The organism is Lelliottia nimipressuralis (assembly GCF_004115925.1).
Taxonomy (GTDB): domain Bacteria; phylum Pseudomonadota; class Gammaproteobacteria; order Enterobacterales; family Enterobacteriaceae; genus Enterobacter; species Enterobacter nimipressuralis.
Genome location: NZ_SDDX01000020.1, coordinates 243,934 through 270,906, shown reverse-complemented (window position 1 = coordinate 270,906; position 26,973 = coordinate 243,934). Strand labels below are relative to the sequence as shown.

At 54.6% G+C, this 26,973-nt stretch carries 24 protein-coding genes and 5 tRNA genes; 10 read left to right on the top strand and 19 right to left on the bottom strand.

Annotation, left to right across the window (positions count from 1 at the left end; genetic code table 11):
• The 5 genes from ETG88_RS17270 to ETG88_RS17250 form a co-directional block, all read right to left on the bottom strand.
• A partial coding sequence (locus tag ETG88_RS17270; RefSeq protein WP_042650965.1) for a GTP-binding protein occupies nt 1-403 on the bottom strand: 403 nt, incomplete at its 3' end.
• 119 nt (nt 404-522) lie between these two features.
• Nucleotides 523-598, bottom strand: a tRNA-Thr gene (locus ETG88_RS17265).
• A 6-nt stretch (nt 599-604) separates the two neighbouring features.
• Nucleotides 605-679: transfer RNA gene (locus tag ETG88_RS17260), tRNA-Gly, on the bottom strand.
• A 116-nt stretch (nt 680-795) separates the two neighbouring features.
• Nucleotides 796-880, bottom strand: a tRNA-Tyr gene (locus ETG88_RS17255).
• 8 nt (nt 881-888) lie between these two features.
• A tRNA-Thr gene (locus tag ETG88_RS17250) sits at nt 889-964 on the bottom strand.
• A gap of 334 nt (nt 965-1,298) precedes the next feature.
• On the opposite strand from ETG88_RS17250, the gene coaA reads away from it, so the two are divergent.
• Entirely contained in the window at nt 1,299-2,249 is a 951-nt protein-coding gene (gene coaA / locus ETG88_RS17245; RefSeq protein ID WP_100778111.1) for a type I pantothenate kinase, read from the top strand.
• Between the two features lie 55 nt (nt 2,250-2,304).
• Here coaA and dppF read toward each other — a convergent pair whose 3' ends face one another.
• The 9 genes from dppF to ETG88_RS17200 form a co-directional block, all read right to left on the bottom strand.
• Nucleotides 2,305-3,318 carry a dipeptide ABC transporter ATP-binding subunit DppF gene (dppF, locus tag ETG88_RS17240; RefSeq protein ID WP_100778112.1) on the bottom strand — a complete coding sequence of 338 codons (1,014 nt, stop codon included), beginning with the start codon at nt 3,316-3,318 and terminating at the stop codon, nt 2,305-2,307.
• Complete coding sequence (gene dppD / locus ETG88_RS17235; RefSeq protein ID WP_100778113.1) at nt 3,315-4,298, bottom strand: dipeptide ABC transporter ATP-binding protein; 984 nt, start codon at nt 4,296-4,298, stop codon at nt 3,315-3,317. The genes dppF and dppD overlap by 4 nt, the downstream gene beginning before the upstream one ends.
• A gap of 10 nt (nt 4,299-4,308) precedes the next feature.
• Complete coding sequence (gene dppC, locus ETG88_RS17230) at nt 4,309-5,211, bottom strand: dipeptide ABC transporter permease DppC (protein ID WP_100778114.1); 903 nt, start codon at nt 5,209-5,211, stop codon at nt 4,309-4,311.
• 9 nt (nt 5,212-5,220) lie between these two features.
• Nucleotides 5,221-6,240 (bottom strand): dipeptide ABC transporter permease DppB, encoded by a 1,020-nt coding sequence (gene dppB, locus ETG88_RS17225; RefSeq protein WP_100778115.1) that lies wholly within the window; start codon nt 6,238-6,240, stop codon nt 5,221-5,223.
• A gap of 194 nt (nt 6,241-6,434) precedes the next feature.
• On the bottom strand, nt 6,435-8,042 hold the full coding sequence (dppA, locus tag ETG88_RS17220; RefSeq protein WP_100778116.1) for a dipeptide ABC transporter periplasmic-binding protein DppA: 1,608 nt from the start codon (nt 8,040-8,042) through the stop codon (nt 6,435-6,437).
• Nucleotides 8,043-8,663: 621 nt separating this feature from the next.
• Nucleotides 8,664-8,740 (bottom strand) — tRNA-Pro (locus ETG88_RS17215).
• A gap of 91 nt (nt 8,741-8,831) precedes the next feature.
• Complete coding sequence (gene eptB, locus ETG88_RS17210; RefSeq protein ID WP_107702486.1) at nt 8,832-10,523, bottom strand: kdo(2)-lipid A phosphoethanolamine 7''-transferase; 1,692 nt, start codon at nt 10,521-10,523, stop codon at nt 8,832-8,834.
• A 262-nt stretch (nt 10,524-10,785) separates the two neighbouring features.
• Nucleotides 10,786-11,988, bottom strand: a complete 1,203-nt coding sequence (locus tag ETG88_RS17205) for an L-lactate MFS transporter (protein ID WP_100778119.1) — start codon at nt 11,986-11,988, stop codon at nt 10,786-10,788.
• Nucleotides 11,989-12,226: 238 nt separating this feature from the next.
• Nucleotides 12,227-12,928, bottom strand: a complete 702-nt coding sequence (locus ETG88_RS17200) for an autotransporter domain-containing protein (RefSeq protein ID WP_129035927.1) — start codon at nt 12,926-12,928, stop codon at nt 12,227-12,229.
• Nucleotides 12,929-13,085: 157 nt separating this feature from the next.
• Here ETG88_RS17200 and tag point away from each other — a divergent pair, with 157 nt between their 5' ends.
• Both tag and ETG88_RS17190 read left to right on the top strand, forming a co-directional pair.
• Nucleotides 13,086-13,667, top strand: coding sequence for a DNA-3-methyladenine glycosylase I (gene tag, locus ETG88_RS17195; protein WP_129035925.1), 582 nt, complete (start codon nt 13,086-13,088; stop codon nt 13,665-13,667).
• A complete protein-coding gene (locus tag ETG88_RS17190) occupies nt 13,645-14,085 on the top strand; it encodes an N-acetyltransferase (RefSeq protein WP_129035922.1) in 441 nt (146 codons plus the stop codon). Before tag ends, ETG88_RS17190 begins: the two co-directional genes overlap by 23 nt.
• Here the strand turns inward: ETG88_RS17190 and ETG88_RS17185 are convergent.
• Nucleotides 14,054-16,333 (bottom strand): molybdopterin guanine dinucleotide-containing S/N-oxide reductase, encoded by a 2,280-nt coding sequence (locus tag ETG88_RS17185; protein WP_233446130.1) that lies wholly within the window; start codon nt 16,331-16,333, stop codon nt 14,054-14,056. The genes ETG88_RS17190 and ETG88_RS17185 overlap by 32 nt on opposite strands.
• Before the next feature lie 216 nt (nt 16,334-16,549).
• Between ETG88_RS17185 and ETG88_RS17180 the strand changes: the two genes are divergently transcribed.
• The 6 genes from ETG88_RS17180 (at nt 16,550) to ghrB (ending at nt 22,466) form a co-directional block, all read left to right on the top strand.
• On the top strand, nt 16,550-17,212 hold the full coding sequence (locus tag ETG88_RS17180; protein WP_100778124.1) for an OmpA family lipoprotein: 663 nt from the start codon (nt 16,550-16,552) through the stop codon (nt 17,210-17,212).
• A gap of 98 nt (nt 17,213-17,310) precedes the next feature.
• Nucleotides 17,311-18,327, top strand: coding sequence for a LacI family DNA-binding transcriptional regulator (locus ETG88_RS17175; RefSeq protein ID WP_107702490.1), 1,017 nt, complete (start codon nt 17,311-17,313; stop codon nt 18,325-18,327).
• 101 nt (nt 18,328-18,428) lie between these two features.
• Nucleotides 18,429-19,190 carry a sugar phosphate isomerase/epimerase family protein gene (locus ETG88_RS17170; protein ID WP_129035918.1) on the top strand — a complete coding sequence of 254 codons (762 nt, stop codon included), beginning with the start codon at nt 18,429-18,431 and terminating at the stop codon, nt 19,188-19,190.
• Entirely contained in the window at nt 19,183-20,121 is a 939-nt protein-coding gene (locus ETG88_RS17165; RefSeq protein ID WP_129035916.1) for a sugar kinase, read from the top strand. The genes ETG88_RS17170 and ETG88_RS17165 overlap by 8 nt, the downstream gene beginning before the upstream one ends.
• Nucleotides 20,122-20,187: 66 nt before the next feature.
• Nucleotides 20,188-21,468, top strand: coding sequence for an MFS transporter (locus ETG88_RS17160; protein WP_123429660.1), 1,281 nt, complete (start codon nt 20,188-20,190; stop codon nt 21,466-21,468).
• A 26-nt stretch (nt 21,469-21,494) separates the two neighbouring features.
• Entirely contained in the window at nt 21,495-22,466 is a 972-nt protein-coding gene (ghrB, locus tag ETG88_RS17155; protein ID WP_129035914.1) for a glyoxylate/hydroxypyruvate reductase GhrB, read from the top strand.
• A 71-nt stretch (nt 22,467-22,537) separates the two neighbouring features.
• On the opposite strand, the gene cspE is transcribed toward ghrB, so the two are convergent.
• Nucleotides 22,538-22,750 carry a transcription antiterminator/RNA stability regulator CspE gene (cspE, locus tag ETG88_RS17150; RefSeq protein ID WP_006177792.1) on the bottom strand — a complete coding sequence of 71 codons (213 nt, stop codon included), beginning with the start codon at nt 22,748-22,750 and terminating at the stop codon, nt 22,538-22,540.
• A 245-nt stretch (nt 22,751-22,995) separates the two neighbouring features.
• Entirely contained in the window at nt 22,996-23,706 is a 711-nt protein-coding gene (locus tag ETG88_RS17145; protein ID WP_100778130.1) for a DUF3053 domain-containing protein, read from the bottom strand.
• A gap of 329 nt (nt 23,707-24,035) precedes the next feature.
• Between ETG88_RS17145 and ETG88_RS17140 the strand changes: the two genes are divergently transcribed.
• Nucleotides 24,036-24,317 carry an HTH-type transcriptional regulator gene (locus ETG88_RS17140; protein WP_100778131.1) on the top strand — a complete coding sequence of 94 codons (282 nt, stop codon included), beginning with the start codon at nt 24,036-24,038 and terminating at the stop codon, nt 24,315-24,317.
• Between the two features lie 47 nt (nt 24,318-24,364).
• Here ETG88_RS17140 and ETG88_RS17135 read toward each other — a convergent pair whose 3' ends face one another.
• Together ETG88_RS17135 and ETG88_RS17130 are read right to left on the bottom strand one after the other, a co-directional pair.
• Nucleotides 24,365-25,987 carry an ABC-F family ATP-binding cassette domain-containing protein gene (locus ETG88_RS17135; RefSeq protein ID WP_129035912.1) on the bottom strand — a complete coding sequence of 541 codons (1,623 nt, stop codon included), beginning with the start codon at nt 25,985-25,987 and terminating at the stop codon, nt 24,365-24,367.
• A 312-nt stretch (nt 25,988-26,299) separates the two neighbouring features.
• On the bottom strand, nt 26,300-26,959 hold the full coding sequence (locus ETG88_RS17130; protein WP_129035911.1) for a DUF2931 family protein: 660 nt from the start codon (nt 26,957-26,959) through the stop codon (nt 26,300-26,302).
• Nucleotides 26,960-26,973: the final 14 nt, after the last annotated feature.

Sequence of the window (26,973 nt, the reverse complement as noted above, 5' to 3'; positions counted from 1 at the left end):
GGAACACGATGATGTAAGGAACGCCAACCTGACGACCCAGCAGGATGTGCTCACGAGTCTGAGGCATAGGGCCGTCAGTCGCAGCAACAACCAGGATTGCGCCATCCATCTGAGCAGCACCGGTGATCATGTTTTTAACATAGTCGGCGTGGCCCGGGCAGTCTACGTGTGCGTAGTGGCGAGTCGGGGTGTCATATTCAACGTGGGAAGTGTTGATGGTGATACCACGAGCTTTTTCTTCTGGTGCGTTATCGATCTGATCGAATGCACGAGCAGAACCACCGTAGGTTTTAGCCAGAACGGTAGTGATTGCAGCGGTCAGCGTTGTTTTACCATGGTCAACGTGGCCGATAGTACCGACGTTAACGTGCGGTTTTGTACGTTCAAACTTTTCTTTAGACATCGATTGTCCCTCTAAGACACGGATAAATCGGTGATATCACCACATCAACCAGGCAATATGCCTGAACTGTTGAATGCTTTTTAAAGGTTAACAGAGAGAAACAGGGAGGAGAAGTGAAGTGGTGCTGATACCCAGAGTCGAACTGGGGACCTCACCCTTACCAAGGGTGCGCTCTACCAACTGAGCCATATCAGCACGTCTTGGAGCGGGCAGCGGGAATCGAACCCGCATCATCAGCTTGGAAGGCTGAGGTAATAGCCATTATACGATGCCCGCATCCTGAAACTCGGCTACCCAGTTCTTTCTGTAACAAAAAAGAGATTTCTCTCTTTTTATGTTTTGAGCTGATTAATGTTTTAGCCAGCTCAGGCGGCGATAACGCTGCCAGAAAGTGGTGGTGGGGGAAGGATTCGAACCTTCGAAGTCTGTGACGGCAGATTTACAGTCTGCTCCCTTTGGCCGCTCGGGAACCCCACCGGACTTGATGGTGCCGACTACCGGAATCGAACTGGTGACCTACTGATTACAAGTCAGTTGCTCTACCTACTGAGCTAAGTCGGCATCAAGTAGCGCGCATTCTATGGGGGCATGAGCAGTCATGCAACTAAAAAATTGCATAAAATGTTCTTTCGCTCAGATTTTGTGCGCCAGAAGGGAAAAACGCTGATATTTCGTTCATTGCCGTTCAAATATTCAGCATAAGCACCGCAAATAATCCACCTATAGCGTATCGTGATGCCCTCCGCGTAAAGCATCACTTGTCTATATTTTTTCTTATTATTCCCGCCATCTGGTGTTAACCTCCTGCCCATTGTCCAAATTTAACTACTAAGTGATGAACCGCTGCCGCCACGAACGCGTTGTCGCGCAGACAAAGGGTTCACTGAACACGCTTATGAGCAAAAAAGAGCAATCGTTAATGACACCCTATCTTCAGTTTAACCGCAGCCAGTGGGCCGCTCTGCGTGACTCCGTCCCCATGACCTTAACGGAAGGGGAAATTGCGCGGTTAAAGGGGATCAACGAAGACCTGTCGCTGGAGGAGGTTGCAGAGATCTATCTGCCACTGTCCCGCTTGCTTAACTTCTATATAAGCTCCAACCTGCGTCGTCAGGCGGTACTGGAGCAGTTCCTCGGCACCAATGGCCAGCGTATTCCTTATATCATCAGCATCGCGGGCAGCGTGGCGGTCGGTAAAAGTACCACTGCACGTGTTCTGCAAGCGCTGTTGAGCCGCTGGCCTGAACATCGCAGCGTCGAGCTGATCACCACAGACGGCTTCCTGCATCCGAACGAGGTGCTGAAAGAGCGCGGCCTGATGAAGAAGAAAGGCTTTCCTCTTTCATACGATATGCACCGCCTGGTGAAATTCGTTTCAGATCTGAAATCTGGCGCACCAAACGTCACGGCGCCGGTCTATTCCCATCTGATTTACGACCGCATCCCGGACGGCGATAAAACGGTGGCGCAACCGGATATTCTGATCCTCGAAGGGCTAAACGTGCTGCAAAGCGGCATGGATTACCCGCACGACCCACATCATGTGTTTGTCTCCGACTTCGTCGACTTCTCTATATATGTCGATGCGCCGGAAGATCTGCTGCAAAATTGGTATATCAACCGTTTCCTGAAGTTCCGTGAAGGGGCGTTTACCGACCCTGACTCTTACTTCCATAACTACGCCCAGCTTTCTGAAGAGGAAGCGGTCAATGTGGCGACATCGCTCTGGAATGAGATTAACTACGTGAACCTGAAAGAGAACATCCTGCCGACGCGCGAGCGCGCGAGCCTGATTCTAACGAAAAGTGAAAACCACGCCGTAGACCAGATTCGCCTGCGAAAATAGTGGATTCGCAGACATAAAAAAACCGGCGATAATCGCCGGTTTTTTTGTTTACGCATTATGCGTGCGGTTTCTCACCGTTTTCATCCTGATCGACCGCAAAGCAGGCCACCAGTTGACCGCCGTAGTCCTTCAACTGCGGCTGTAACTGAGTACAAGGACCAAAGCGGCGACGGCAGCGGGCGTTGAACGCACAACCCGGCGGTGGATTCAGCGGGCTTGGCAGCTCGCCCGTCAGCTTAATACGCTCACGGCGATCGTCCGGATTCAGACGCGGCGTGGCCGACAGCAGCGCTTGCGTATACGGATGACGAGGATTATTAAAGATCTGGTCTTTGGTCCCCTTCTCCACGCAGCGCCCGAGATACATCACCATCACTTCATCAGCAATGTGCTCTACTACGGACAGGTCGTGCGAGATAAACACATACGACAGCCCCAGATCCTGCTGCAAATCCATCATCAGGTTCAGCACCTGCGCGCGCACGGACACGTCGAGCGCAGAGACCGGTTCGTCGGCAATCACCACGTCCGGGTCCAGCATCAGACCACGCGCGATAGCGATACGCTGACGCTGACCGCCAGAGAACATGTGCGGATAGCGATCGTAGTGCTCGGTTTTAAGACCCACTTTCGCCATCATCGCCAGCGCTTTTTCACGGCGCTGCTCTTTGTTGAGATCGCTGTTAATTTGCAGCGGCTCTTCCAGAATCTGTCCCACTTTTTTACGCGGGTTCAGAGAACCGTACGGGTTCTGGAACACAATCTGAATTTTCTGACGGCGCAGCTTCTGTGCCTGGGGATCGTGCTTGAGCAGATCCTGGCCCTGATAGTACAGCTCGCCGCCGGTCGGGGTTTCAATCATCGTCAGCAAACGACCTAGCGTGGATTTACCACAGCCCGATTCACCGACCACAGCCAGCGTTTTGCCGCGTTCCAGGGTGAACGACACCCCATCCAGCGCTTTCACCAGGCGTTCTGGGGCGAAAATCCCCTTCTTCACCGGATAGTGTTTTTTCAGATCGATGGCCTGCAACAGCGGCTGTTGTTTGGCGGCCTCTTGCGTACTCATAGTGTTGGCCTCCCGGCATCATCAAGTGGGTAGTGACATTTAGACTGACGACCACCTGGGAGGGTGTTCAGTTCTGGCTCTTCAGCACGACACTTATCTGTTGCATACGGGCAGCGCGGATTCAACAGACAGCCCGTCGGGCGGTCATATTTACCCGGGACGACGCCCGGCAACGACGCCAGACGCGCTTTATCTTGGGCAAACTCCGGCAGCGCACGTAGCAGCGCCTGGGTATACGGGTGACGCGGCGCGCGGAAAATATCGTGCGAGCTTCCGGCCTCCACGACTTGACCGGCATACATCACGATAATTTTGTGGGCGGCTTCGGCCACCAGCGCCAGATCGTGGGTAATCAGCACCAGCGCCATGTTCTCTTTCTGCTGCAGTTCCAGCAGCAGCTCGATGATCTGCGCCTGAATGGTCACGTCCAGCGCCGTGGTCGGTTCATCCGCAATCAGCAGCTTCGGTCGACAGGCAATCGCCATAGCGATCATCACGCGCTGGCTCATCCCACCAGACAGCTGGTGCGGATAAACATCCAGACGTGATGCCGGATCGGGAATCCCCACCTGCGTAAGCAGGTCGATCGCGCGCTGGCGACGGGTTTTCTTATTCCCACCCTGATGCACTTTGATCGCTTCCATAATCTGGAAACCGACGGTATAGCACGGGTTCAGACTGGTCATTGGGTCCTGGAAGATCATCGCCACTTCAGCGCCCACCAGCTGGCGGCGCTGCTTCTCGGAGATGCGCTTCAGATCCTGGCCGTTGAACTCCAGGCTTTCCGCCATCACGCGGCCGGGGTAATCAATAAGACCCATGATCGCCAGTGAGCTGACAGATTTACCCGAGCCAGACTCACCCACAATGCCAACCACTTCACCCTGATTCACGCTGTAGCTGATACGGTCTACGGCACGAAACTCGGAGCCCACGTCACCGAAGTGCACCGATAATTTATCTACATTTAATAACGCCATCTCGTGCCTCTTACTGCTTCAGTTTGGGATCAAGTGCATCACGCAGACCATCACCCATCAGGTTAAATGCCAGCACCGTCAGCAGAATCGCCAGACCCGGGAAGGTCACGACCCACCATGCGCTTTGCGCGAACTGCAACACATCGGCGAGCATTGTGCCCCACTCCGGTGTTGGCGGTTGCGCACCCATGCCAAGGAAGCCAAGAGCAGCCATATCGAGAATGGCGTTAGAGAAACCGAGCGACGCCTGAACGATCAGCGGCGCAAGGCAGTTTGGGAGAATATTGACAAACATCTGGCGCAGCGCGCCCGCGCCTGCCACACGTGAAGCGGTGACATAATCGCGGTTCACTTCCACCAGCACCGCCGCACGTGTTAATCGCACGTAGTGAGGGAGTGCCACGAACGTCAGGGCCAGCGCCGCGTTACCTATCGACGGCCCAAACACCGCCACAAGGACCAGCGCCAACAGCAGGCTTGGCAGGGCCAGCATGATGTCGACCACACGCATAATGATGTTGTCGATCAGACCGCCGAAGTAGCCGGCAACCAGTCCGAGGATAACCCCGAGGATCAGCGACAGTACCACCACCAGGCACCCTACCAGCAGCGACAGACGCGCACCGTACATCAGACGCGATAACACATCGCGGCCCACGTCATCCGTGCCGAGCAGATGGGCGAAGGTCCCGCCATCCTGCCAGGCTGGCGGAGCCAGCAGCACGTCGCGGAACTGATCCGCCGGGTTATAGGGCGCCAGCACGTTCGCAAACACGGCGATAATGATCATGATGGTGACATACACTAGCCCGACCACGGCGCCTTTGTTGCGTTTGAAGTAATGCCAGAACTCCTGCATCGGCGTCATTGGCACCGGGGCAGCAACAGCTTTATTTTGAGTAACTTGTGACATGATGGCCCCTTACTTCTTATGACGAATACGCGGGTTCACCACGCCGTACAGCAAATCGACCAGCAGGTTAACGAGGATAATCATCGTCGCCACCAGCAGTACACCGCCCTGCACAACCGGATAGTCACGGCGTTGCAGCGCATCGATCAGCCAACGTCCCAGGCCCGGCCAGGAGAAGATGGTTTCGGTCAGGATCGCCCCGGCCAGCAATGTCCCCACCTGCAAGCCGATCACCGTCACGACAGGCAGCATCGCGTTACGCAACGCATGGACGATGATGACGCGCATACGGGTCAGACCTTTGGCGCGGGCGGTACGGATGTAATCCTCCCCCAGCACTTCCAGCATCGACGAGCGCGTCATACGTACAATTACCGCCAGAGGAATGGTCCCGAGCACCATCGCAGGCAGGATCATATGCGCCAGCGCATCGATGAAGTTGCCCTCTTCGCCCCAGATGGCCGTATCGATCAGCATAAAGCCGGTGAGCGGGTTGGAATCATCAAGGAACACCATGTCGCTCACCCTTCCGGAGACCGGCGTCAGGTTGAGTTGCACGGAGACCAGCATGATCAGCATCATGCCCCACCAGAAGATAGGCATGGAGTAACCGGTCAGCGCCAGGCCAACAGCGGTGTGATCGAAGATTGAACCGCGCTTAACGGCAGCCAGGACACCGACGGGGATACCGACAGCAACGGCAAAAATCATGGCGCAGATACCGAGCTCCAGCGTCGCTTTAAAACGCGGCACAAACTCGTCCCACACCGGAAGACGGCTTTTCAGCGAAATCCCTAAATCACCGTGCAGGACGCCCCAAATATAATGGAGATACTGCTGCCACATCGGCTTATCGAGGCCAAGTTCGGCCAGCAGCTGCGCATGGCGTTCAGGGGAGATACCACGCTCACCCGCCATAATCATTACCGGGTCGCCGGGGATCATATGGACGAAGGCAAAAGTGAGAAGGGTGATACCGATAAACGTGGGGATGACAAGTCCCAGACGTCGGAGGATGAACTGCAACATATCCCGGATTCTCTCTAATGACGTACTGCCCGCAGGCGGTGACGTCTGTATTGCTCACAAATCTTATTCCCTCCGCGAAGAGGGAATAAAGCACTGCTGCCGGACGGCGCTGCGCTGACCCGGCCTACCGCTGTAGGTCCGCGCTCGCACAGCGCCGCCGGCACGGGGTGCTCATGCACCCCTGACGCTTTTAATTATTCAACAGAGACGTTTTCGAAGTGATGTTTGCCCAGCGGATCAACCACATAGCCTTTGACTTCTTTACGCACTGGCTCGTAAACGGTGGAGTGAGCCACGATCAGCGCCGGAGCCTGGTCATGCATCACTACCTGAGCCTGTTTGTAGAGTTCAATACGCTTGTTGTGGTCGTCCGTTGCGCGCGCCGGCTGAATCAGATCTTCAAACGGCTTGTAGCACCAGCGAGAGTAGTTAGAACCATCTTTCGCAGCCGCGCAGCTGAACAGGGTGGCGAAGAAGTTGTCCGGATCCCCATTGTCCCCGGTCCAGCCCATCATCACAGCCTGGTGTTCGCCAGCTTTAGCACGCTTCAGGTACTCGCCCCACTCGTAAGTGACGATCTTGGCCTGAACGCCTACCTTAGCCCAGTCAGCCTGAACCATCTCAGCCATACGGCGAGCGTTCGGGTTGTACGGACGCTGAACAGGCATTGCCCACAACTCAACGGTAAAGCCTTTATCCTGGCCCGCTTCTTTCAGCAGCGCTTTCGCTTTCTCAGGATCGTAGGTGTAGTCTTTAACGTCGTCGTTGTAGCCCCACATGGTTGGTGGGATCAGGTTCTTGGCAGCAATACCTGCACCCTGGTAAACCGCTTTAATGATCGCTTCTTTGTTCACCGCGTAAGTCAGCGCCTGACGCACTTTCACGTCATCAAACGGTTTCTTCTCGGTGTTGAAGGAGAGGTAACCCACGTTCAGGCCCGCCTGCTCCAGCAGGTTGATATTTTTGTCCTGCTTCATGCGAGCGATATCAGCCGGGTTCGGGTACGGCATCACCTGGCACTCGTTTTTCTGCAGTTTCGCGTAACGCACGGACGCGTCAGGCGTGATGGAGAAGACCAGACGGTCGATCTGCGGCTTGGTACCCCAGTAACCTTCGAATGCTTTGTACAGAATACGGGAGTCTTTCTGGTACTGCTGCAGTTGGAATGGACCGGTACCGATTGGGTTCAGATCCACTTTTTCCGGGGTGCCTGCTTTCAGCATGTTGTCCGCATACTCTTTTGACAGAATAGAGGCGAAGTCCATAGCCAGGTCAGCCAGGAATGGCGCTTCAGGACGGCTCAGAACGAACTGAACGGTTTTGTCGTCCACTTTTTTCACTTCGGTGATCAGGTCCGGCAGACCCATCCCTTCGAAGTATTCGTAGCTGCCGCCAGAAACTTTATGGTACGGGTTCTGTGCGTTTTTCTGACGATCGAAGGAGAACACAACGTCATCCGCAGTCAGTTCACGCGTTGGTTTGAAATCTTTATTGTCCTGCCACTTCACGCCCTGGCGTAAGTGGAAGGTATAGGTTTTGCCGTCTTCGCTGATTTCCCACTTCTCAGCCAGACCCGGAATAACTTCCGTGGTACCGATTTTGAATTCAACCAGACGGTTATAGATTGGTACAGAGCTAGCGTCGTAGGTTGTACCAGAGGTGAACAGCTGTGGGTTAAAGCCTTCCGGCGAGCCTTCAGAACAGTAAACCAGGGTTTTTGCCTGCACGCTTGCCGCGACGGTGAGAGCGACCAGGCTCAGACCAAGCTTCAGCATCCCTGACTTCTTCAAGGAAATACTCATTATTCTGCTCCAATGTGATGTTTTGCTTTGTTGTGTTACGCCGCCTGACCTTTATTTATTTTTTACCCGGTCCGGTCGGTGATGCCCGAAGGCGTGATAAGGGATGGAGATTCCTTTCAGAAGAGCGTCGGAGTTGCAGCGCAGATCCTCCCTGAAATGCCCCTCGTGCCCTACAATCTGTCAACAGAATGTGAAAACGTCAATACAGGTGACGGGGATTTACGTTGAGGGTGAGAAACGGCAAACAAAGATTAAAAAAACTTTAGTCACCTATTTTCAGCAGGGAAATTTATGCTACTCGCCATCTTGCAGCACAAATCTCTTCATATTTCGCAACAATCAGTGATTAACATTTATTCAGATCGCGTAAATTTTCTTACAGAATGGTGATTATCTGAGCAGTAAATGCCGCGAACGTTAAAACGCACAGCGGAAAATGCTGAGGTTATCCATAAGCAACGCGAAAAAAGATCAATCCATATATAAAAAAATACAATGGATTATGTCACAAAATCGTTAACAGGCAGGGTAATGCGGGGATAAGGAGCGTTTTGGAGAGTCGGCGTGGATAAGTCCATAATGCAAAAAGGGCCAACCTTGCGGTTAGCCCTTTTTTAAATGTGGTCGGCGAGAGAGGATTCGAACCTCCGACCCACTGGTCCCAAACCAGTTGCGCTACCAAGCTGCGCTACTCGCCGAATGCGGAGCGCATCTTACTGCTGGGGTGCGCCCTCGTCAATCCCTTATCTTCAAAAAGCCATTCGACTGGCGAGAAACTCGCCAGCTCGGTTACTTAGTGGCTTTCGCCGGGCCATCAGGGACATGGCACCAGTTGTTGTTCTCATTAATCCCGCCGTCTGGCGAGGTATAGCCGAGACAACCCATGATGGTGTCATACAGCTCAACGTGACGGCGAGGCACCTTCATCTCAGCCTGCTGTTTCAGGTGCTGGAACATCTTCTCTTTATCCGGGTTTTCCAGATATTTATCCGACATCCACACCATCATCGGCACGCGGAACTGCTCCGGTGGCGCCATCTTGCGCGGCGTGCCGTGCAAGTGCTCATACTCGTTGATCGACTCACCGTGGTCGGCGGCATAGAAAACAATCGCTTTCTTGTCGCGCACCTGGTCAATCACGCTCTCGATAAAGTGATCCACGTACATCACCGAGTTATCGTAAGAGTTAATCAGCTGCTCTTTGGTGCAGTCTTTGTCTACGCCCACACACTCCGGCGTCCATTTGGCAAAACTGCGCGGGTAACGCTGGGTGTAGTTAAAGTGCGAGCCTTTGGTATGCAGGATGATCATATGCTTCCCATCCTGATTGTTGCTCAGCGAGCCTTTCATCTCATCGATCAGCAGCATATCGTCAACGCTCTTGCCGCGGTTACGCGGCTCAGCGCCGATCTGCTCACGATAGGCAATGTTCTGCGCCATCGTGTTGCTGTAGAACCACATCTCGCTCTGCATCGCGTAGAGATCAGAACTGAATCCAAGCTGATGCAGCACCGAGAAGACGTTCTGCTCTTTCAGGGTACGCTGCGGGTTGTCATCCGCCCCGCCCTCGCGAACAAACATGCAGCGCAGCGACAGCTTGGTCGCCGTATCACATGAGTAGCCCCGATAAGCGATCAGGTTCTTCTCCTGCGCCAGTTTCGGCGTCGTATCGCGGTCGTAGCCTAAAATCCCCATATGATCCCAGCGCGTCGTTTCACCGATGATAAAGACCACATAGGTATCGTCGATATCTTTAGGCGCTTCGTAGGTGAACTGCTTCGCCGGATTGAGCAGAGATTTATTATCGGAAGACTCATCCACCTGCGCCCAGGCGTACAGGCCCAGCGCGGAAATCCAGTTAGAGGGCAGATAGGAGTTCGCCACCACGCCGCCGTAGCTCGGCAAATCCACGCCAGAAGTACGTTCGTCACTCTTCTGCTTCACTTCAAGCAGACGAATCGGGCCCCAGACCATCAGCCCCGCCAGCAGTACCACCGCGACGCTTCGGACGCGTTGCCCTGGCGTGCGCATCTGACGCAGCAGGGTATAGCGGCAGCGGTTACTCCAGATGAGCAGCAGCGGCAGCGCACTGACGCCCACCAGCCACAGGATAAAGTGCAGGCCGACCACCTCTTTCGAGAGATCGATATCCGTCGTCATGACTGAGGCAATAATGCCGTAGCCAATAACCACGTTCATAAAAGTCATGTAATAGCTGGCACCTGCCGAGCAGAGCACCACCAGAGATGCCAGAACGCGCCAGATGCGGCGTCCAAACAGTGAGAGGAGACGTAATAAGAAAAAGGTAACCAGAACGGTACCAACCAACTCAACAACCGCTGCGATTCCTTTCCAGGCGGTAAAGTCTTGCGCGAACCCGTCAAACCGACGGAAAAAAACAGCGCCATTCATAAACAGGCCGATGTACAACGCCAGCAAAAAGCTCAGCTTTTGTTGCGTCATCGATTTAATGTATTTCATGCAGGCTACCCGAAAAAAGGGACAGTCACGCCATCCACTTTTAGCTGTAAAAGTGAACAGAGTAGATATTCGCTCAGGGGATCGTTATCAGAAACGTCTAAAGCGTGGTAAGTAGACCACAGTGACAGGAAAAAGTGGCAGCAGAGAGTGTGATTGCAGTAGATATTTACAAAAAATCAAGTTCGAAAGCAGATTGGGTCAAGGAACGCTCAGCTAAGTGATAAAAGAAAAGGCCGGAAAATCCAGCCTTTTCAGTCAGTCATCACGCATGCGCTTCGTTAAATACCTGCCGTTGCGGCTGGCGAATCGTAGTGGAGAGCGCCAATGAGATAATCAGCAGGGCGAAGATGACACAGAAGGTGACATAGAAGCCGCCGAACAGCGAGGCGATGAGGGACCCGCAGATGCTGCCGATACCGAAGCCTAAGTAAATCACCCCGTAATTCTTCGCCAGATTATTCAGACCAAAGAACTCGCTCACCAGTGACGGGAACACGGTAATGGTGCCACCAAAATTGAAGGCCACGCAGGCAATCGCCGCGAAGAAGGTCATCTCATTCAGTGGCGCAAACAGCAGGGCCGCCATACCCACCAGGGAGATCACCTGCCCCAGCGTAATCACACGGATACGGGCGATTTTGTCGGAGAGAATACCCAGCACCAGACGACCAGACAGGTTGGCAATGGAAATCACGGTTACCGCATTCGCCGCAGTCATCGCATCCAGTTTCACCATCCCCTGGGCAATATCTTTCGCCACGCCAATCACATACAGACCGCTCATGCAGGCTGTCAGGAACATAACCGCCAGCATCCAGTACTGAGGTTTGCGCATGGACTGCGCCAGCGTGAAGTCATTTTCCACAACGCCGTTAACGGTTTTCACTTCCTGCATCGGGGCATCTTTCATCAGCGTCGCGCCGAACAGAATCATCACCAGCACAATAGCGCCCCAGATCATAAAGGTCTTTTCCAGGCCCACAGAGGCAAGCAGGTGCGAATCGATAAATTTAAACCCGAGACTACCCAGACCATAAGAGCCAATGGAGAAGGCTGAGATTAAGCCTTTACGCTCCGGGAACCACTTCACGCAGTTCGACAGGGTCAGCAGGTAGCCCGCGCCATCTGCCAGCCCCACCAGCACCCCGGCGCTCAGCCAGAGCATCATCAGGTTACTGGAGTGCGCCGTCAGGAAAAAGCCGACACCCAGCAGGATGCCCGAGGCCATGGTCACGCGTTTCACGCCAAAACGTTCCTGCAATTTCCCGGCGATGGACGAGGATAACGCCAGCCCCAGGCTCAGCAAGCCGAACGAGAACGCCACCTGGCTCACCGGCGCGCCGAGTTTGTCAGAGAGCGCGCTGTTAAACAGGCTCCAGGTATAAACCGATCCCAACGCAAATTGCGTCACGATGGTGCCAAATAGGGTCAGCCAACGAGTGCGGTTGTATGTTGATGTGTTCATGGCAGTTGTCCTGCAAGAGAAATTAAAGGAATTCGCTGCAGACAACGATAAACAAAACCTCAAAAGGCCTGGGGGAAAACGGCATGAAATGCAGTGGAGACGGAATGAAATGCCTGGAATCAGGAATGAATGACCTTGCCGGGCGAAAGATAAGGAGTTTGTTAGTGCCCGCTATCGCCACAAGCACGGCCATTCTTGTATTTAAGATGTTACAGCAAGGTTGAATTAAATAACAATATTAAAATCTGGCGCTCACACCCAGGGTATATAAATAATCCGCGCCGGTCATGGTGTTATCCGCCTGAGACAAAGAGGCGTACGCGGCCATATGTGGGTAAAGCAGCACGTCGGCACCCACGGTCACATCCATCCAGTTATCGTACTGCATGGAGGCCGGCAGGCGGCTCATCCCCGACTGCGGCTTCCACTGATTATCCCCAAACTGCTGGTTGTAGCTAATCTGCGCCCACGGCCGAAGACCGCCCATACGCGTGTCGACGCGCCAGCCGAGCGTGCTCACGCTGGCATGCCACAGCGGGTCGGTAAGCGACTGGCTGCCATTGTCACCGTATTCGTTGTAGGCCATGGGCGACGAACCGTCGTAATGCCAGGCAGCAACCGGCCCCGTGGTCACCTTCTGCGTCACCGGAATCGTCAGGCTCAGCGACAGGGTACTGTCAGATTCCGCAGGATAATTTTCCGGCATGTTCAACGCCAGCCCCGGAATGTTCTGGGAAGAACGAATACGCTCCGCGAGAATATCGTCATAACGCGGTTGGTGATCGGCGTCCCATGTATAGCGTTCGGTCGTATTATTTTGCGCATCCGAAACGATATATTCCTGTTGCCAGGCGTAAGCTGTGCTACAAAAAAACAAACAGACAGAGACTCCCGCCAGGCCAGTAACAGCATGGCGACCACTGATTATTTTTATCATCATCAAAGCGACTCCAGAAAGAGCCGAATTCGGCGATATTTGTCATTGTTAGAAAGAGGTATGAGGGCAAAGCCCTTAATTAAATATTGTCTTTTTGAGGCACACGTCAAGCCAGGTGGGTTGATTTTTTTACGGGTTAAATCATTAAGGATGAAAACCAATGCAACGTTGCGGATGGGTAAGCCAGGATCAGCTCTATATCGACTATCACGATAAAGAATGGGGCGTGCCGGAGACCGACGGTAAAAAGCTCTTTGAGATGATCTGCCTGGAAGGCCAGCAGGCGGGTTTATCGTGGATTACGGTGCTAAAAAAACGGGAAAATTATCGCAACGCCTTCCATCAGTTCGATCCCGTTGCGGTGGCCGCCATGACTGAGGAAGACGTCGAACGGCTGGTGCTGGATGCCAGTATTATCCGGCATCGGGGGAAAATTCAGGCCATTATTGGCAACGCAAAAGCGTACCTGGCGATGGCCGAAAACGGCGAGCCTTTCTCCGATTTTGTCTGGTCGTTTGTCGACAACACGCCGCAGGTGACACAGGCCGCGACGATGGGTGAAATCCCGACCTCCACATCCGCCTCCGATGCCCTGTCTAAGGCACTGAAAAAGCGTGGTTTCAAATTTGTTGGCACCACGATTTGCTACTCATTTATGCAGGCCTGCGGTCTGGTGAACGATCATATCACGGGCTGTTTTTGCCACCCAGGAGGCCAACATGATTCGCAAATGGCAAAGTGAAAACACTGCGCCGCTGCTCAGTTTATGGCTTGAAAGCACCACCGAGGCGCACCCGTTTATCGACGCGCAATACTGGATAGAGAGTGAACCGCTGGTACGCGACACCTATCTCCCCGGTGCAGAAACCTGGGTATGGGAAGAGAAAGGCGAGGTGCGTGGTTTTATCAGCGTGATGGAGTCGCAGTTTATCGGCGCACTCTTTGTCGCCACCGCTCATGCGGGGAGAGGGATCGGCCACGCGCTGATCCACCACGTGCAGCAGCAGTTCCCCTATCTCAGTCTTGAGGTTTACCAGAAAAACAGTCGGGCGGTGAATTTCTACCATGCTCAGGGTTTTCGCATTGAAGACAGCGCCTGGCAGGAAGAGACTCAACACCCGACGTGGATTATGAGCTGGCAGGCGGATCAAACGCCGTAAGCGTCAGCTCAGGGCCCTGATATTTCTCCACCCACGCCAGCGCCGTGTTCCCCGCGCACCCGTTCCCCAGCTTCGAGCTGGGGAGATCCTTGGTGAGCACGTTTACTGCGCCGTTTTTGCAAATCCCGCCTGCCGTGAGTTCCAGATCCGGCCACGCCCCCTGGTGGATACAGATCACGCCCTGTTTAATGCCCTCACTCACCACCGCCCCGGCCAGCACCTGCCCGCGAGCATTCCAGACGCGCACCACATCGCCATTGGCAATTCCGCGCGCTTTCGCATCAAGGGTATGTAGCGTGATCGGCTCGCGTCCGGCCACGGCGTACTGTTCGCGCAGGGACGAATAGTTCAGCTGGCTGTGCAGACGGTGCGCCGGGTGCGCAGAGAGCACCTGCAACTGTGTTGGCTGCGCATTGCCGTGCCACTCGTCCGGCTCCAGCCACATCGGATGCGGTGGGCAGTCGGCATAGTTAAAGCTGGCGATACGTTGCGAGTAGATCTCAATTTTGCCGCTTTCGGTTTTCAGCGGATGCGATTGTGGGTCGCGGCGGAAGTCCGCGAAGCGAACAAACTGCGCGTTCTGCTCACTCTCCGGCATTTCGACGATCTCATTCGCTTCCCAGAACTGGGCAAACGGCGGCAATGTTACCCCCTGAGCGGCACCGCGCTGCGCGGCAATCTGGTAAAACGTCTCCAGCCACTCGAGATCGGATTTCCCTTCGGTGAAACGCTCACGACCGCCCTCTTCCCAGCGTTCGCTCAGCTCCGCAAACACCTCAAAGTCATCCCGGGCTTCATCGCGCGGCGCAACGACGCGCTTCATCGGCACCATGTGCTGATTGCTGTAGTCGCCGGTCATGGTGAGATCGTTACGCTCAAAGGAGGTGGTCGCTGGCAGAACGATATCGGCGTGTTTGGCTGCCGCCGTCCAGAAGCATTCGGAAATCACCACCAGCTCCGGCTTTTGCCAGGCGCGGATCAGTCGGTTGGTATCCTGATGATGGGTGAAGTTTGCGCCGCCCGCCCACCAGACAAAACGGATATCCGGGAAGTGGCGATCCAGGCCGTTATGCTGGTAGAAGCCACCGGGATTTTCCAGCGCTTCGACGATGCGCGCCACCGGGATTTTATCTACCGCATCAATTCCGTCCTGCACGGAACCCTGCATCGAGGCCAGAACCGCAGCGCGACGGGTCGGGTTTCCGCCGTTAGCAAAGTGATACGACAAACCAAAGCCACCGCCTGGCGTACCAATCTGACCCAGCATCGCCGCAAGAGTCACCAGCATCCAGTGTTTTTGCTCGCCAAACTGCTGGCGCTGCATTCCCCAGCCGGACATCAGCATAGTGGTATTTTCGTGGAACAGTGCCGCCAGTTCGCGGATTTTCGCTGCATCAATGCCGCAAATGTCCGCCGCCCACTCGGCGGTTTTGGCGATTCCGTCGGTTTTGCCCGTCAGGTAGTCAGCGAATTTGTCATACCCGGTTGTGCAGCGGGCGAGAAACGCCTGGTCGTGCCAGCCGTTTTCCACCAGCGTATGGGCGATACCCAGCATCATCGCGACGTCGGTCCCCATGTGCGGGGCCAGCCACTCGACGCTATCGCCGAAGAAATCGACGGTTTCGGAGCGCATCGGGTCAATACAGATCAGGCGTTTACCGCTTTTACGCAGCGCATCGAAATAGGGAATCCCCTGCTCATCGCTCGCGTTCCACGCGATTTTGAGCGTGTTGAGCGGATTGGCGCTCCACAGCACCACCACATTCGTGTGCTCCAGCACCAGCGGCCAACTGGTCTGCTGCTGATAAACTTCATTTCCGCCGACAACGTACGGCATGATCGCCTGCGCCGCACCGGTTGAGTAGTCACCGAGATGCCCGGTGTATCCCCCCGCCAGGCTCATATAGCGCTGCAGGAGCGTCGCCGCTTTGTGCAGCACACCGTTCGAACGCCAGCCATAAGAACCCGCAAATATAGACGCCGGGCCATGGGTTTCACGAATACGTTTGTGCTGCGTGTGGATCAACGCCAGCGCATCGTCCCAGCTCACCCGAACGAACTCATCCTGTCCGCGCGTACCCTGCGGATTATCCGGCGAGGCCAGAAAACCCTTACGCACCATCGGCCAGCGCACGCGGGTTTTACTGTGCACCTGATCGCGCACCACAGTTTGTAACGAATTAGGGTGCTGCGTTGGCAGCGCCCCACGCGAGGACAGGACATTCTCGCCATCGGTTTCAACCAGCATCGGGCCCCAGTGGGCGGCGGTCAGAATCGTTTTTATTAAAGTGGTCAAGCGTGCGCTCCTGGGTTTGTCTGTTGCAGGTATGACGGCCTTCTTTGAGGCTATTTAAGATTTGGACACAAATTTCAGAGTTAGCCCTGGAATTTTCTTCCTCTTAGGGCGTCATAATCAACCGCCACACGCTTCGTGGCAAAGAATAAAAAGGATTAAGGAAATAAGATGAATAAACGCGTACTTGTCATTGCGGCTCTGGTCAGTGGAGCACTGGCGGTTTCTGGCTGCACAACCAACCCTTACACCGGCGAACGTGAAGCGGGCAAATCCGGCATTGGCGCGGGTATTGGCTCATTGGTCGGCGCAGGCGTTGGCGCACTCTCTTCCTCGAAGAAAGATCGCGGCAAAGGCGCGCTGATCGGTGCTGCAGCGGGTGCCGCATTGGGCGGCGGCGTAGGATATTACATGGATGTGCAAGAAGCTAAACTGCGCGACAAAATGCAGGGAACAGGCGTGAGCGTGACGCGAAGTGGCGACAACATCATTCTGAACATGCCGAACAACGTGACCTTCGACAGCAGCAGCGCAACGCTGAAACCGGCGGGTGCCAACACGCTGACCGGCGTGGCAACGGTGCTCAAAGAGTACAGCAAAACAGCCGTTAACGTCATTGGTTACACCGACAGCACCGGGAGCCAGGATCTGAATATGCGTCTGTCTCAGCAGCGCGCGGATTCCGTCGCCAGCTCGCTGATCACTCAGGGCGTTGCCGCAAACCGCATCCGCACCAGCGGCATGGGCCCGGCGAATCCAATCGCCAGCAACAGCACGGCAGAAGGCAAAGCGCAGAACCGCCGCGTTGAGATCACATTAAGCCCCATTCAGTAATTGAAATGCCGGGTGGCGGCTGCGCCATCCGGCATGAAGCGCTTGCCATCGTTGATTTTCCCGCTAAGGTGTTCTCACTAATCTTAAGGGAATCAGCGATGAGCAAATCAGCACGGCCCACCATCAGCGACGTGGCGAAAGCCGCCAAAACCGGAAAAACCAGTATTTCGCGCTATCTTAATGGCGAGAAACATCTGCTTTCCGACGCGCTGCTGGCCCGTATTGAACAAGCCATCGCCGAACTGGATTACCGCCCAAGCCTGATGGCTCGCGGCCTGAAGCATGGTCGCACTCGCCTCATCGGTCTGATCATCGCCGACATTACCAACCCCTACTCCGTCAACGTGCTCAGTGGCATCGAAGCCGCGTGCCGCGAAAAGGGCTTCACCCCGCTGGTGTGTAACACCAACAACGAAGTGGACCAGGAGCTGCACTACCTTGACCTGCTGCGCAGCTACCAGGTCGAAGGCATCGTGGTCAATGCCGTGGGGATGCGCGAAGAGGGGCTTAACCGCCTGCAACAGTCGTCCCTGCCGATGGTGCTGATTGATCGCAAAATCCCGGAATTCGCCTGCGACGTGGTAGGGCTGGACAACACCCAGGCCGCCACAACGGCAACAGAGCACCTGATCGAGCAAGGTTTTGAAGCGATTTTGTTCATGAGCGAGCCGCTGGGCATGGTGAATACCCGCCGCGACCGTCTCAGCGCATTTCGCGCCACCCTGGCGCGTTATCCTGGCGTGATCGCCGAGAATGCCGAAATTCCGCTGCACGAAGCCGATCAAATGGATAATACCCTGCGCCAGTTCCATACCCGTCATCGCGGGATGCGCAAAGCGGTCATTTCCGCCAACGGCGCGCTCACGCTGCAGGTGGCCCGCTCCCTCAAACGTATTGGCCTGAACTGGGGTAGCGATATTGGTCTGCTCGGATTCGACGAACTCGAATGGGCCGAGCTGGCAGGCGTTGGCATTACCACTCTCAAACAGCCGACCTGGCAGATTGGCTACGCCGCCGTCGAGCAGGTGGTGCGCCGCATCGAAGGCATTACCGACACCGTGCGCGAGCAGGTCTTCTCCGGTGAGCTGATCGTACGCGGCTCGACGTCGCGTTAACCCCCTTCGTGATGACGATCATAAATTCAACATCCTGACCTTTTCTTTGGAACCGGTTCCATCTAGCGTAATACCTATCAGCTATGAATGGGAGTCAGCCAATGGGCAGGAAAATCATCGTCGTCACCGCCGCGTATGGCGCAGATCACGTCCGTCAGGTGGGCGGCCAGCGGGCCATATTACCGGTCATTGCCGCCGGGGGAGCCGACGGCGTCGAGATCCGCCGGGAGCTGTTTAATGATGAGGAGCTACAGGCGTTGCCAACATTGGCTCAGTCTATCGAACTGCTCGGTTTGTTCGCCTGTTACTCCGCCCCCGCCGCGTTACTGATGCCAGACGGCACACTGAACCCGGATCTGCCGCGCTATCTCGCAGAAGCCAGCACCCTCAATGCCCTTTGGCTGAAAGTCTCGCTGGGTCATTTCCGCGATAAGCAGCCCCTTGAAGCCTTGCGCGAACTGCTGCTCGAAAGCGGGATGACGCTGGTAGTAGAAAATGATCAGACCGACTGCGGGCAGCTTGCGCCAATGCAGCGTTTCAAGGCGGCCTGCCGGGTGATAGAACTGCCTGTCACCCTCACCTTCGATACCGGAAACTGGCTGTGGGTTGGTGAATCGCCGGAAGAGGCCGCGCACCATCTGGCCCCGGCGGTGAGCTATATCCATGTCAAAGCGGCTGTCCCGCATCACCAACACTTCCGCGCTATCCCACCGGATAACGCCGATGCCCGCTGGATGGATCTGCTGAACCAGCTTCCGGCCGACGCCCCTCGCGGCATTGAATTCCCGCTGGAAGGGCCAGATTTAGCGGCGGTCACCCGCCATTACGTCAATCTGCTGCGTGAGGAGACACGCCATGTCTGATTCTCTGGACGTCATCACCATCGGTGAAGCCATGGCCATGTTTGTGGCCACGGAAACGGGCGAGCTGCGCTCGGTTGAACACTTTATCAAACGCGTTGCCGGCGCAGAGCTGAACGTAGCAACCGGCCTGGCGCGCCTGGGACTCAACGTTGGCTGGGTCAGCCGCGTGGGCGACGACAGTTTTGGCCACTTTGTGTTGGATTCGCTGAAAAAAGAGGGGATCGACGCGGCGGGCGTCACTCTCGACAACCGTTTCGCGACCGGCTTTCAACTAAAATCTAAAGTCGAAAATGGAACCGATCCCATTGTGGAGTATTTCCGCAAAGGCTCTGCCGCCAGCCATCTTTCCACGCAAGATTTTCATCCTGCTTACTTCTCTTCAGCGCGGCATCTGCATTTAAGTGGCGTCGCAGCGGCGCTATCGGCCAGCTCATACGATCTGCTCGATCACGCGGCCAGTACCCTGAAAGCCCAGGGTAAGACGATCTCTTTCGATCCGAACCTGCGCCCGGTGCTGTGGAAAAGCGAAGCCGATATGGTTGAAAAGCTCAATCACCTGGCCTTCCAGGCAAACTGGGTTCTGCCCGGTCTGAAAGAGGGCATGATCCTCACCGGGCAGAAAACCCCGGAAGGGATTGCCGATTTTTATCTGGAGCACGGCGTGCAAGCCGTGGTGCTGAAAACTGGCGCTGACGGCGCCTGGTTCAAAACTGCCAGCGGCGACAAAGGTGCTGTCGCTGCGGTGAAAGTCGATAACGTTGTCGACACCGTCGGCGCAGGAGATGGATTCGCAGTCGGGGTGATTAGCGCCCTGCTTGAAGGCAAAACGCTACAACAGGCCGTCGCACGCGGGAATAAGATCGGATCGCTGGCCATTCAGGTGCAAGGCGACAGCGAAGGATTGCCGACCCGCGCACAACTGTCCGAGTAACAATAATCAGCCACCGTGTACCCTACAGACAACGGCGGTATAAACCTCAACAACAGAGGCAAGCCCATGAACACATCGACCAATGCAGTTAAACGCTGGTGGTACATCATGCCTATCGTGTTTATCACGTACAGCCTGGCGTACCTTGATCGCGCGAACTTCAGCTTCGCGTCTGCCGCAGGGATCACCGAAGATTTGGGGATCACCAAAGGCGTCTCGTCCCTGTTAGGTGCCCTGTTCTTCCTTGGCTATTTCTTCTTCCAGATCCCTGGAGCGATTTACGCCGAGCGCCGTAGCGTGCGCAAACTGATCTTTGTCTGCCTGATTTTGTGGGGCGCCTGCGCATCCCTCACCGGGATGGTCAATAATATCCCCGCACTGGCCGCCATTCGCTTTATTCTCGGGGTCGTTGAAGCCGCCGTGATGCCTGCGATGCTGATTTACATCAGCAACTGGTTTACCAAATCCGAACGCTCACGCGCCAACACGTTCCTGATCCTCGGTAACCCGGTGACGGTCCTGTGGATGTCCGTGGTTTCGGGTTATCTGATTCAGTCATTCGGCTGGCGTCACATGTTCATCATCGAAGGATTCCCGGCGATCATCTGGGCCTTCTGCTGGTGGGTGCTGGTGAAAGATAAACCGTCGCAGGCGACCTGGCTTTCCACCAGTGAAAAAGCCGCGCTGCAGGCCGAGCTGGATAAAGAACAGCAGGGGCTGAAAGCGGTGCGTAACTACGGTGAAGCTTTCCGTTCGCGCAACGTTATCCTGCTGTGTATGCAATATTTCGCGTGGAGCATCGGGGTGTACGGTTTTGTGCTGTGGCTGCCGTCGATTATTCGCAGCGGCGGCGAAAACCTCGGCATGGTGGAAGTGGGCTGGCTGTCGTCGGTACCGTATCTGGCGGCAACGATCGCGATGATCGTGGTGTCATGGGCCTCGGATAAGCTGCAAAACCGTAAATTATTCGTTTGGCCGCTGCTGTTGATTGCCGCGTTCGCCTTTATCGGTTCATGGGCGGTAGGCGCAAACCACTTCTGGGTCTCTTACACGCTGCTGGTGATCGCTGGCGCGGCCATGTACGCGCCGTACGGTCCGTTCTTTGCCATCATCCCGGAAATGCTGCCGCGTAACGTAGCCGGTGGCGCGATGGCGCTGATCAACAGCATGGGAGCGTTAGGTTCGTTCTTCGGCTCGTGGTTTGTTGGCTATCTCAACGGTGCCACCGGCAGCCCGTCGGCCTCGTACATATTTATGGGGGTGGCACTTTTCGCTTCTGTGTGGCTTACTTTGATTGTTAAGCCTGCTAATAATCAACAAATTCCTGCTGGCGCACGTCACGCCTGAACCTTTTAAAATCAACGGAGATTAGCATGAAGCCGTCCGTCATTTTGTATAAAGCACTGCCCGACGATCTACACAAACGTCTTGAGGAACATTTCACCGTCACGCAGGTGAAAAACCTGAGCCAGGAGACCGTGGCGCAGCACGCGGAAGCCTTTGCCAGCGCGGAGGGGCTGCTGGGATCAAGCGAAAAAGTGGATAGCGCATTGCTGGAGAAAATGCCGAAGCTTCGTGCGACTTCGACGATCTCTGTCGGCTACGACAACTTTGACGTCGAGGCGCTTAACGCACGCAATGTTCTGCTGATGCACACGCCAACCGCACTCACCGAGACGGTTGCGGATACGCTGATGGCGCTGGTGCTGAGCACTGCGCGTCGCGTTGTGGAAGTGGCTGAGCGCGTGAAAGCAGGCGAATGGACTAAAAGCATCGGTCCCGACTGGTTTGGTGTGGACGTTCACGGCAAAACGCTGGGGATTGTCGGCATGGGCCGGATCGGGCTGGCGCTGGCTCAGCGCGCGCATTTCGGCTTTAACATGCCGATTCTCTACAATGCACGCCGTCAGCATAAAGAAGCTGAAGAGCGTTTCAATGGCCGTTACTGTGAGTTAGATACACTGCTGCAGGAAGCGGATTATGTCTGCCTGATCCTGCCGCTGACGGATGAGACGCATCATCTTATCGGTAAAGCTGAGTTTGAGAAAATGAAAAAAACGGCCATTTTCATCAACGCAGGCCGTGGGCCAGTGGTGGATGAGAAAGCGTTGATTGAAGCCTTGCAAAAGGGTGAGATCCACGCGGCGGGTCTGGATGTGTTCGAGCAGGAGCCGCTGCCGATCGATTCGCCGCTGCTGACATTGCCAAACGTGGTTGCGCTGCCGCATATCGGTTCGGCCACTCATGAGACGAGATACAATATGGCGTCCACGGCGGTGGATAACCTGATCGATGCGCTTAACGGGAAAGTTGAGAAGAACTGCGTGAACCCGCAGGTAAAATAATCACAAAGCCTGAAACGAAAAAAGCCCGCCAGAGGCGGGTTTTTAAATTCTTGTGCTGCTGAGTTGGAAGCTTACAGGCTTACAACGTTACCAGCTGCTGGGCCTTTAGCGCCGCTTTCGATGGTGAAGGAAACTTTCTGACCTTCGTCCAAAGATTTGTAGCCTTCGTTCTGGATAGCAGAGAAGTGTACGAATACATCTTTAGAGCCATCGTCAGGAGTGATGAAGCCGAAGCCTTTATCAGCGTTGAACCATTTTACCAGACCAGTCATTTTACCAGACATAGAAATTACCTTTTTAAAATACGTTTTGCCTTCCGGCGCGATGATGGAATGTGTTACAGATTTTTAAGCGATGAAGGAAGGGTCACTACGAAGATATCTTTGGATAACTCATCTGGACTACTTAACTAAACTGCTTTAGGTCTGTGTAACAAACCGACAGGAATAGTTATACCGATGTGGTAGATGAATGACAAGCATTATTTTTATCAGCTTGTAAAAAACCCCGCACCAGGCGGGGTTTTCTTTTATTCCGTCGCGGTGACTGCCGCGCTCCACGCCTGGCTAAAGGCCTGGTGCTGAGAGGCAAGCGGCCCAATCAGCGTGTTGTACTGGCTGGCTTGCTGAGACGTTGGGAACTGAATGCCGTTAGAGACAAAGCTCACCTGCGTCCCCTGCTGGGAGATAAAATCGCCCACCTGCACCAGTTGCTGGCTAAAGATCTGCGCGGCTGGGATCAGCGGCTGCATTGCATCTGAAGGTTTGGTGACAACTTTCTCGTACACCTGATCAAACACAGGTTTCAGATCTTCACCCTGTTTCAGCGCAGAACGCGCCGCATCAGCCTGCATTTTCGCATTCTGTAGCTGCTGGCTCAGCACCCCGAGCGCACCATTAGACTGGCGCAGCGGTTCACGCTGAGTCATATAGTCCTGTGGAACGCGGATTGCGTTAACGCTGTCCACAACCGGACGCAAACCGGAATCCATCGCCTGATTCACCTGCTGTGAATAACCATAAAGGATGGCGTAATCGGAAACGAAGGGACCAAACTGTTTTTTCTGATCCGCAGTCAGCGTCGGCAGATGCTCGCCACTGCGCATCACGGTATTTTGTAGAAAATCGATAAACGCTTTACGCTGATCGCCTTCTTTATCGAAACACCCACTCAGGCTAACTACCATCAACAACGCCGCAATAGGCGCAAACCAGCGAGAGCAGGACTTTCCTGTCGCCATTTTAATACTCCTTTCACCCAAAAAACGCACACCGGCACACGCGTGCCCGACGCTGATTAGGATAGTCCAGGTCAGGCCGTCAGGATACTCTTTTCATGCAAAACGGCTATTGCCGGTTTATTTCTTACGATTTACAAAAAAATACTGCGCAAAGCCTGTTTCGATTAATCAGGCAATTAGCGTCACGCTCTCTTTTGCTGAAACGAATAAGGCGATCGTTACCGCACGATTAATCACAGACGTGACAATCTTTTGCACTCTTTTGAGGCTATCCTTAATTGGCTCTCTGATGTTCACGATCCCGCTGTGTGATTTAAGAGGAGTTCTTAATGGAATCTAAAGATCCTATGCTTGAGCTGTTAAGCAGCCTGGAACAAATTGTTTTTAAAGATTTATCGCAGACCGTTACCCCGTCCCAAAAGACGAATCCCTTTACTGAATTTGAGCGATTACGCAAAGGGACAGGGTTAAAAATTGATGATTTCGCCCGAGAGATGGGCGTCAGTGTGGCCTTGGTCCATGAGTGGGAATCAAAACGTGTAAAACCCTCCACGACCGAGCTGAAACTGATGCGCATGATTCAGGTCGCTCGAACAGTCAGTACGCAGTAAGTTAATACGTTCATCTTATCGCCCCCGCAATTGCGGGGGTTTGTATTCTAGAGCCGTTCACAACGCCATCCTTTCTCATCCCACACCATCTCATGGGTCAGCTGGAGTCCATTAAGGAAAGCCTGATCGTGGGACACCACCAGCAGCGCACCGGGAAAACCGGCCAGCGCCGCTTCAATAGCCTGTACAGACGCCAAATCCAGATGGTTCGTCGGTTCATCCAGCAGCAGCAGTTGAGTAGCCTCTTCTCGCCACAGGACGCACGCCAACGCCGCTTTCAGACGCTCGCCGCCGCTCAGCTCCCTCAGCGGCAGGGAGACTTTATCCGCACCCAGTTGAAGCTGCGCCAGACGACTTCGCAGCACGCCCTCTTCCAGCGGCGTGTCATGCAGATTGAGATGCGTCATGACGGACTGTGTAAGATCCAGCTGCGACAGGTGCTGATCGAGATACGCACTTTGCACCGACACGCGACAGGTTCCTGAAACAGCTTCCAGCTCACCGAGAATAATCTTCAATAATGTCGATTTCCCGCAGCCGTTCGGCCCGCGTAGCGCCACGCGCATCGGCCCGTCCATGCGCCAGTTAACAGGGGGCATGTTCACGTACGGGAGAACCAGCTCCTGCAGGACGATCGCCTGTTTGCCCTCGGCAATGCGGCTGCCCGGCAGGGTAAACATCACCGGATTCTCTTCCTCCACCCGCTCACGCGCCTGTTTTACCGCGGTATTCAGGGCGTCAGTTTGTTCATGATGCTGCTTGCGCCACGTACCGGGCCGCTCTTTCGCCGCCATTTTGTATTTAATCCGTTCAAAGGAGGCGATGTTCATGGAATCGACCGTGCGCAGCGTTTGCGCCGACCGCCGCTGACTGGCGTCATGCTCTTTGTGCATACGAGCGCGGGTGCGTTTGCGCTCCGTGGCAGCATGGTCCAGCGCCGCACGCGCCGCCTGCTGTTCGGCATCCCGCTGGCGTTGATAGTCGTCGTAATTGCCGCCATAAACGCGCAGCCCGGTACCGCTAAGTTCCAGTATGCGCGGCACCTGCGCCAGTAATTCCCGATCGTGAGTCGCGACCATCACGCCGCAGCTACAACGCGCGAGCTGGGCGTAAAACCATTCACGCCCCTGTCTGTCGAGGTGGTTCGTCGGCTCATCAAGCAGCAGATAATCGGCATTAGCGGTAAAAGCCCCGCACAGCAAAGCCCGCACGCGTTCGCCGCCGCTAAGGGAAGACGCGAGGTTTTCGGGATCGAAAGGAGGAAGATTGGCCGTGAGAAACGCCGCGGTTAACCGTTCAGCTAAGTCCCAGTAACCGTCGAGACGTTCCAGATCGTCCGGCTGATAGTCACCGCTGTCGATGCGTCGGCGGGCCGCGAAAATGTCGTCGTAGCCAAGCAGTTCGGCCAGGGTGGTCTGCGCAGAAATATCATGCTGCTGCGCGACGTAAACATGCGACCCGCGACGCTCGATATGACCACTTGTCGGTGAGTCCAGCCCGGCCAGCAGGCGTAAAAGGCGTGTTTTGCCGCTGCCGTTACGCCCGACCAGCGCACAAAGCGACGGTTCCAGCGCTAAATTCAGCGGACCCAAAAGGGTATCGCCCGTCGCAAACTGACAGGTGACCTGATGCAAAATAAAAGAGGGGGATTGCGCACAAAAATGAGCCATAAGCACTCCTGAATGAAATCAAAACATCCCCTGCCGACGCACAAGCGTTTAGCAAGGATCGAAATTCATCAGTCGTGATTGTTCATTTTTCGTTATGTGCTCCAGAAATGACGAGGGGTTCGTCGCGACAAAGGATAGCCGCATTCGGGCCAAGGTTTCAAGGTTAAAATTTAGGCAGTGATTAGCCGGTTTCTTCCGGAGTTAGAGATCCGGCCGAGTGGCAGCCTGCAACTGCAAGTAAGAGTGAAAGAGAGAACCGTTTGCCAGATTTCATTTATCGCCATCCATGGTGTTAAACGTGAGTTCACAGCCTCACCAATTGCCGTAAGGGTAGGTTTTGCCTTTGATAAATTCCTGCGTCGTCTTCGAATACCGATACCCTTTTGAATGTTTGGTAATGCCTTTGCAACCATCCAGTTTTTCGCCTGTCAGCGTTGTGATTTTTTTAGGCTCTACTGGGATCGTCCCATTGCCCCCAACAGTATTTTGCAACCAGACCTTTACCTTCCCCCCAGGCGCAAGCCCAAACAACAGAGTGTCATACCATGCTTTTTCGCCATAGCGATCAACTCCTGTCGAAACACTCATTCTGCTCCTAAGTGATTCAGGAAATATAATGCGCGTTTCATACGTTTTTTTATCGATTGTTGAGTCCCAGCAAAACAGCATAGCGACAGGGGGATAGCGGGCTTTGTTGAATTGTGCATGCCGTCTTACCTTATTACTCCATGTGCCAACTGTGACCCAGCTATCCTGAGTACTGTCCAGCGTTCTGAATGAGTAGATAATATTTTTATCATCGATAATGCCGACATAAGTCACATCAGCAGGTAATGCTTTGGGTGTAAAAAACGCAAATTCCCACATCCCATAAGGCATTTCACCGATTTCTTCTGGGGTTATAGATCCGGCCGAGTGGCAGCCTGCAATTGCAAGTAAGAGTAAAAGAAAAACCCGTTTGCCAGATTTCATTTATTGCCATCCAT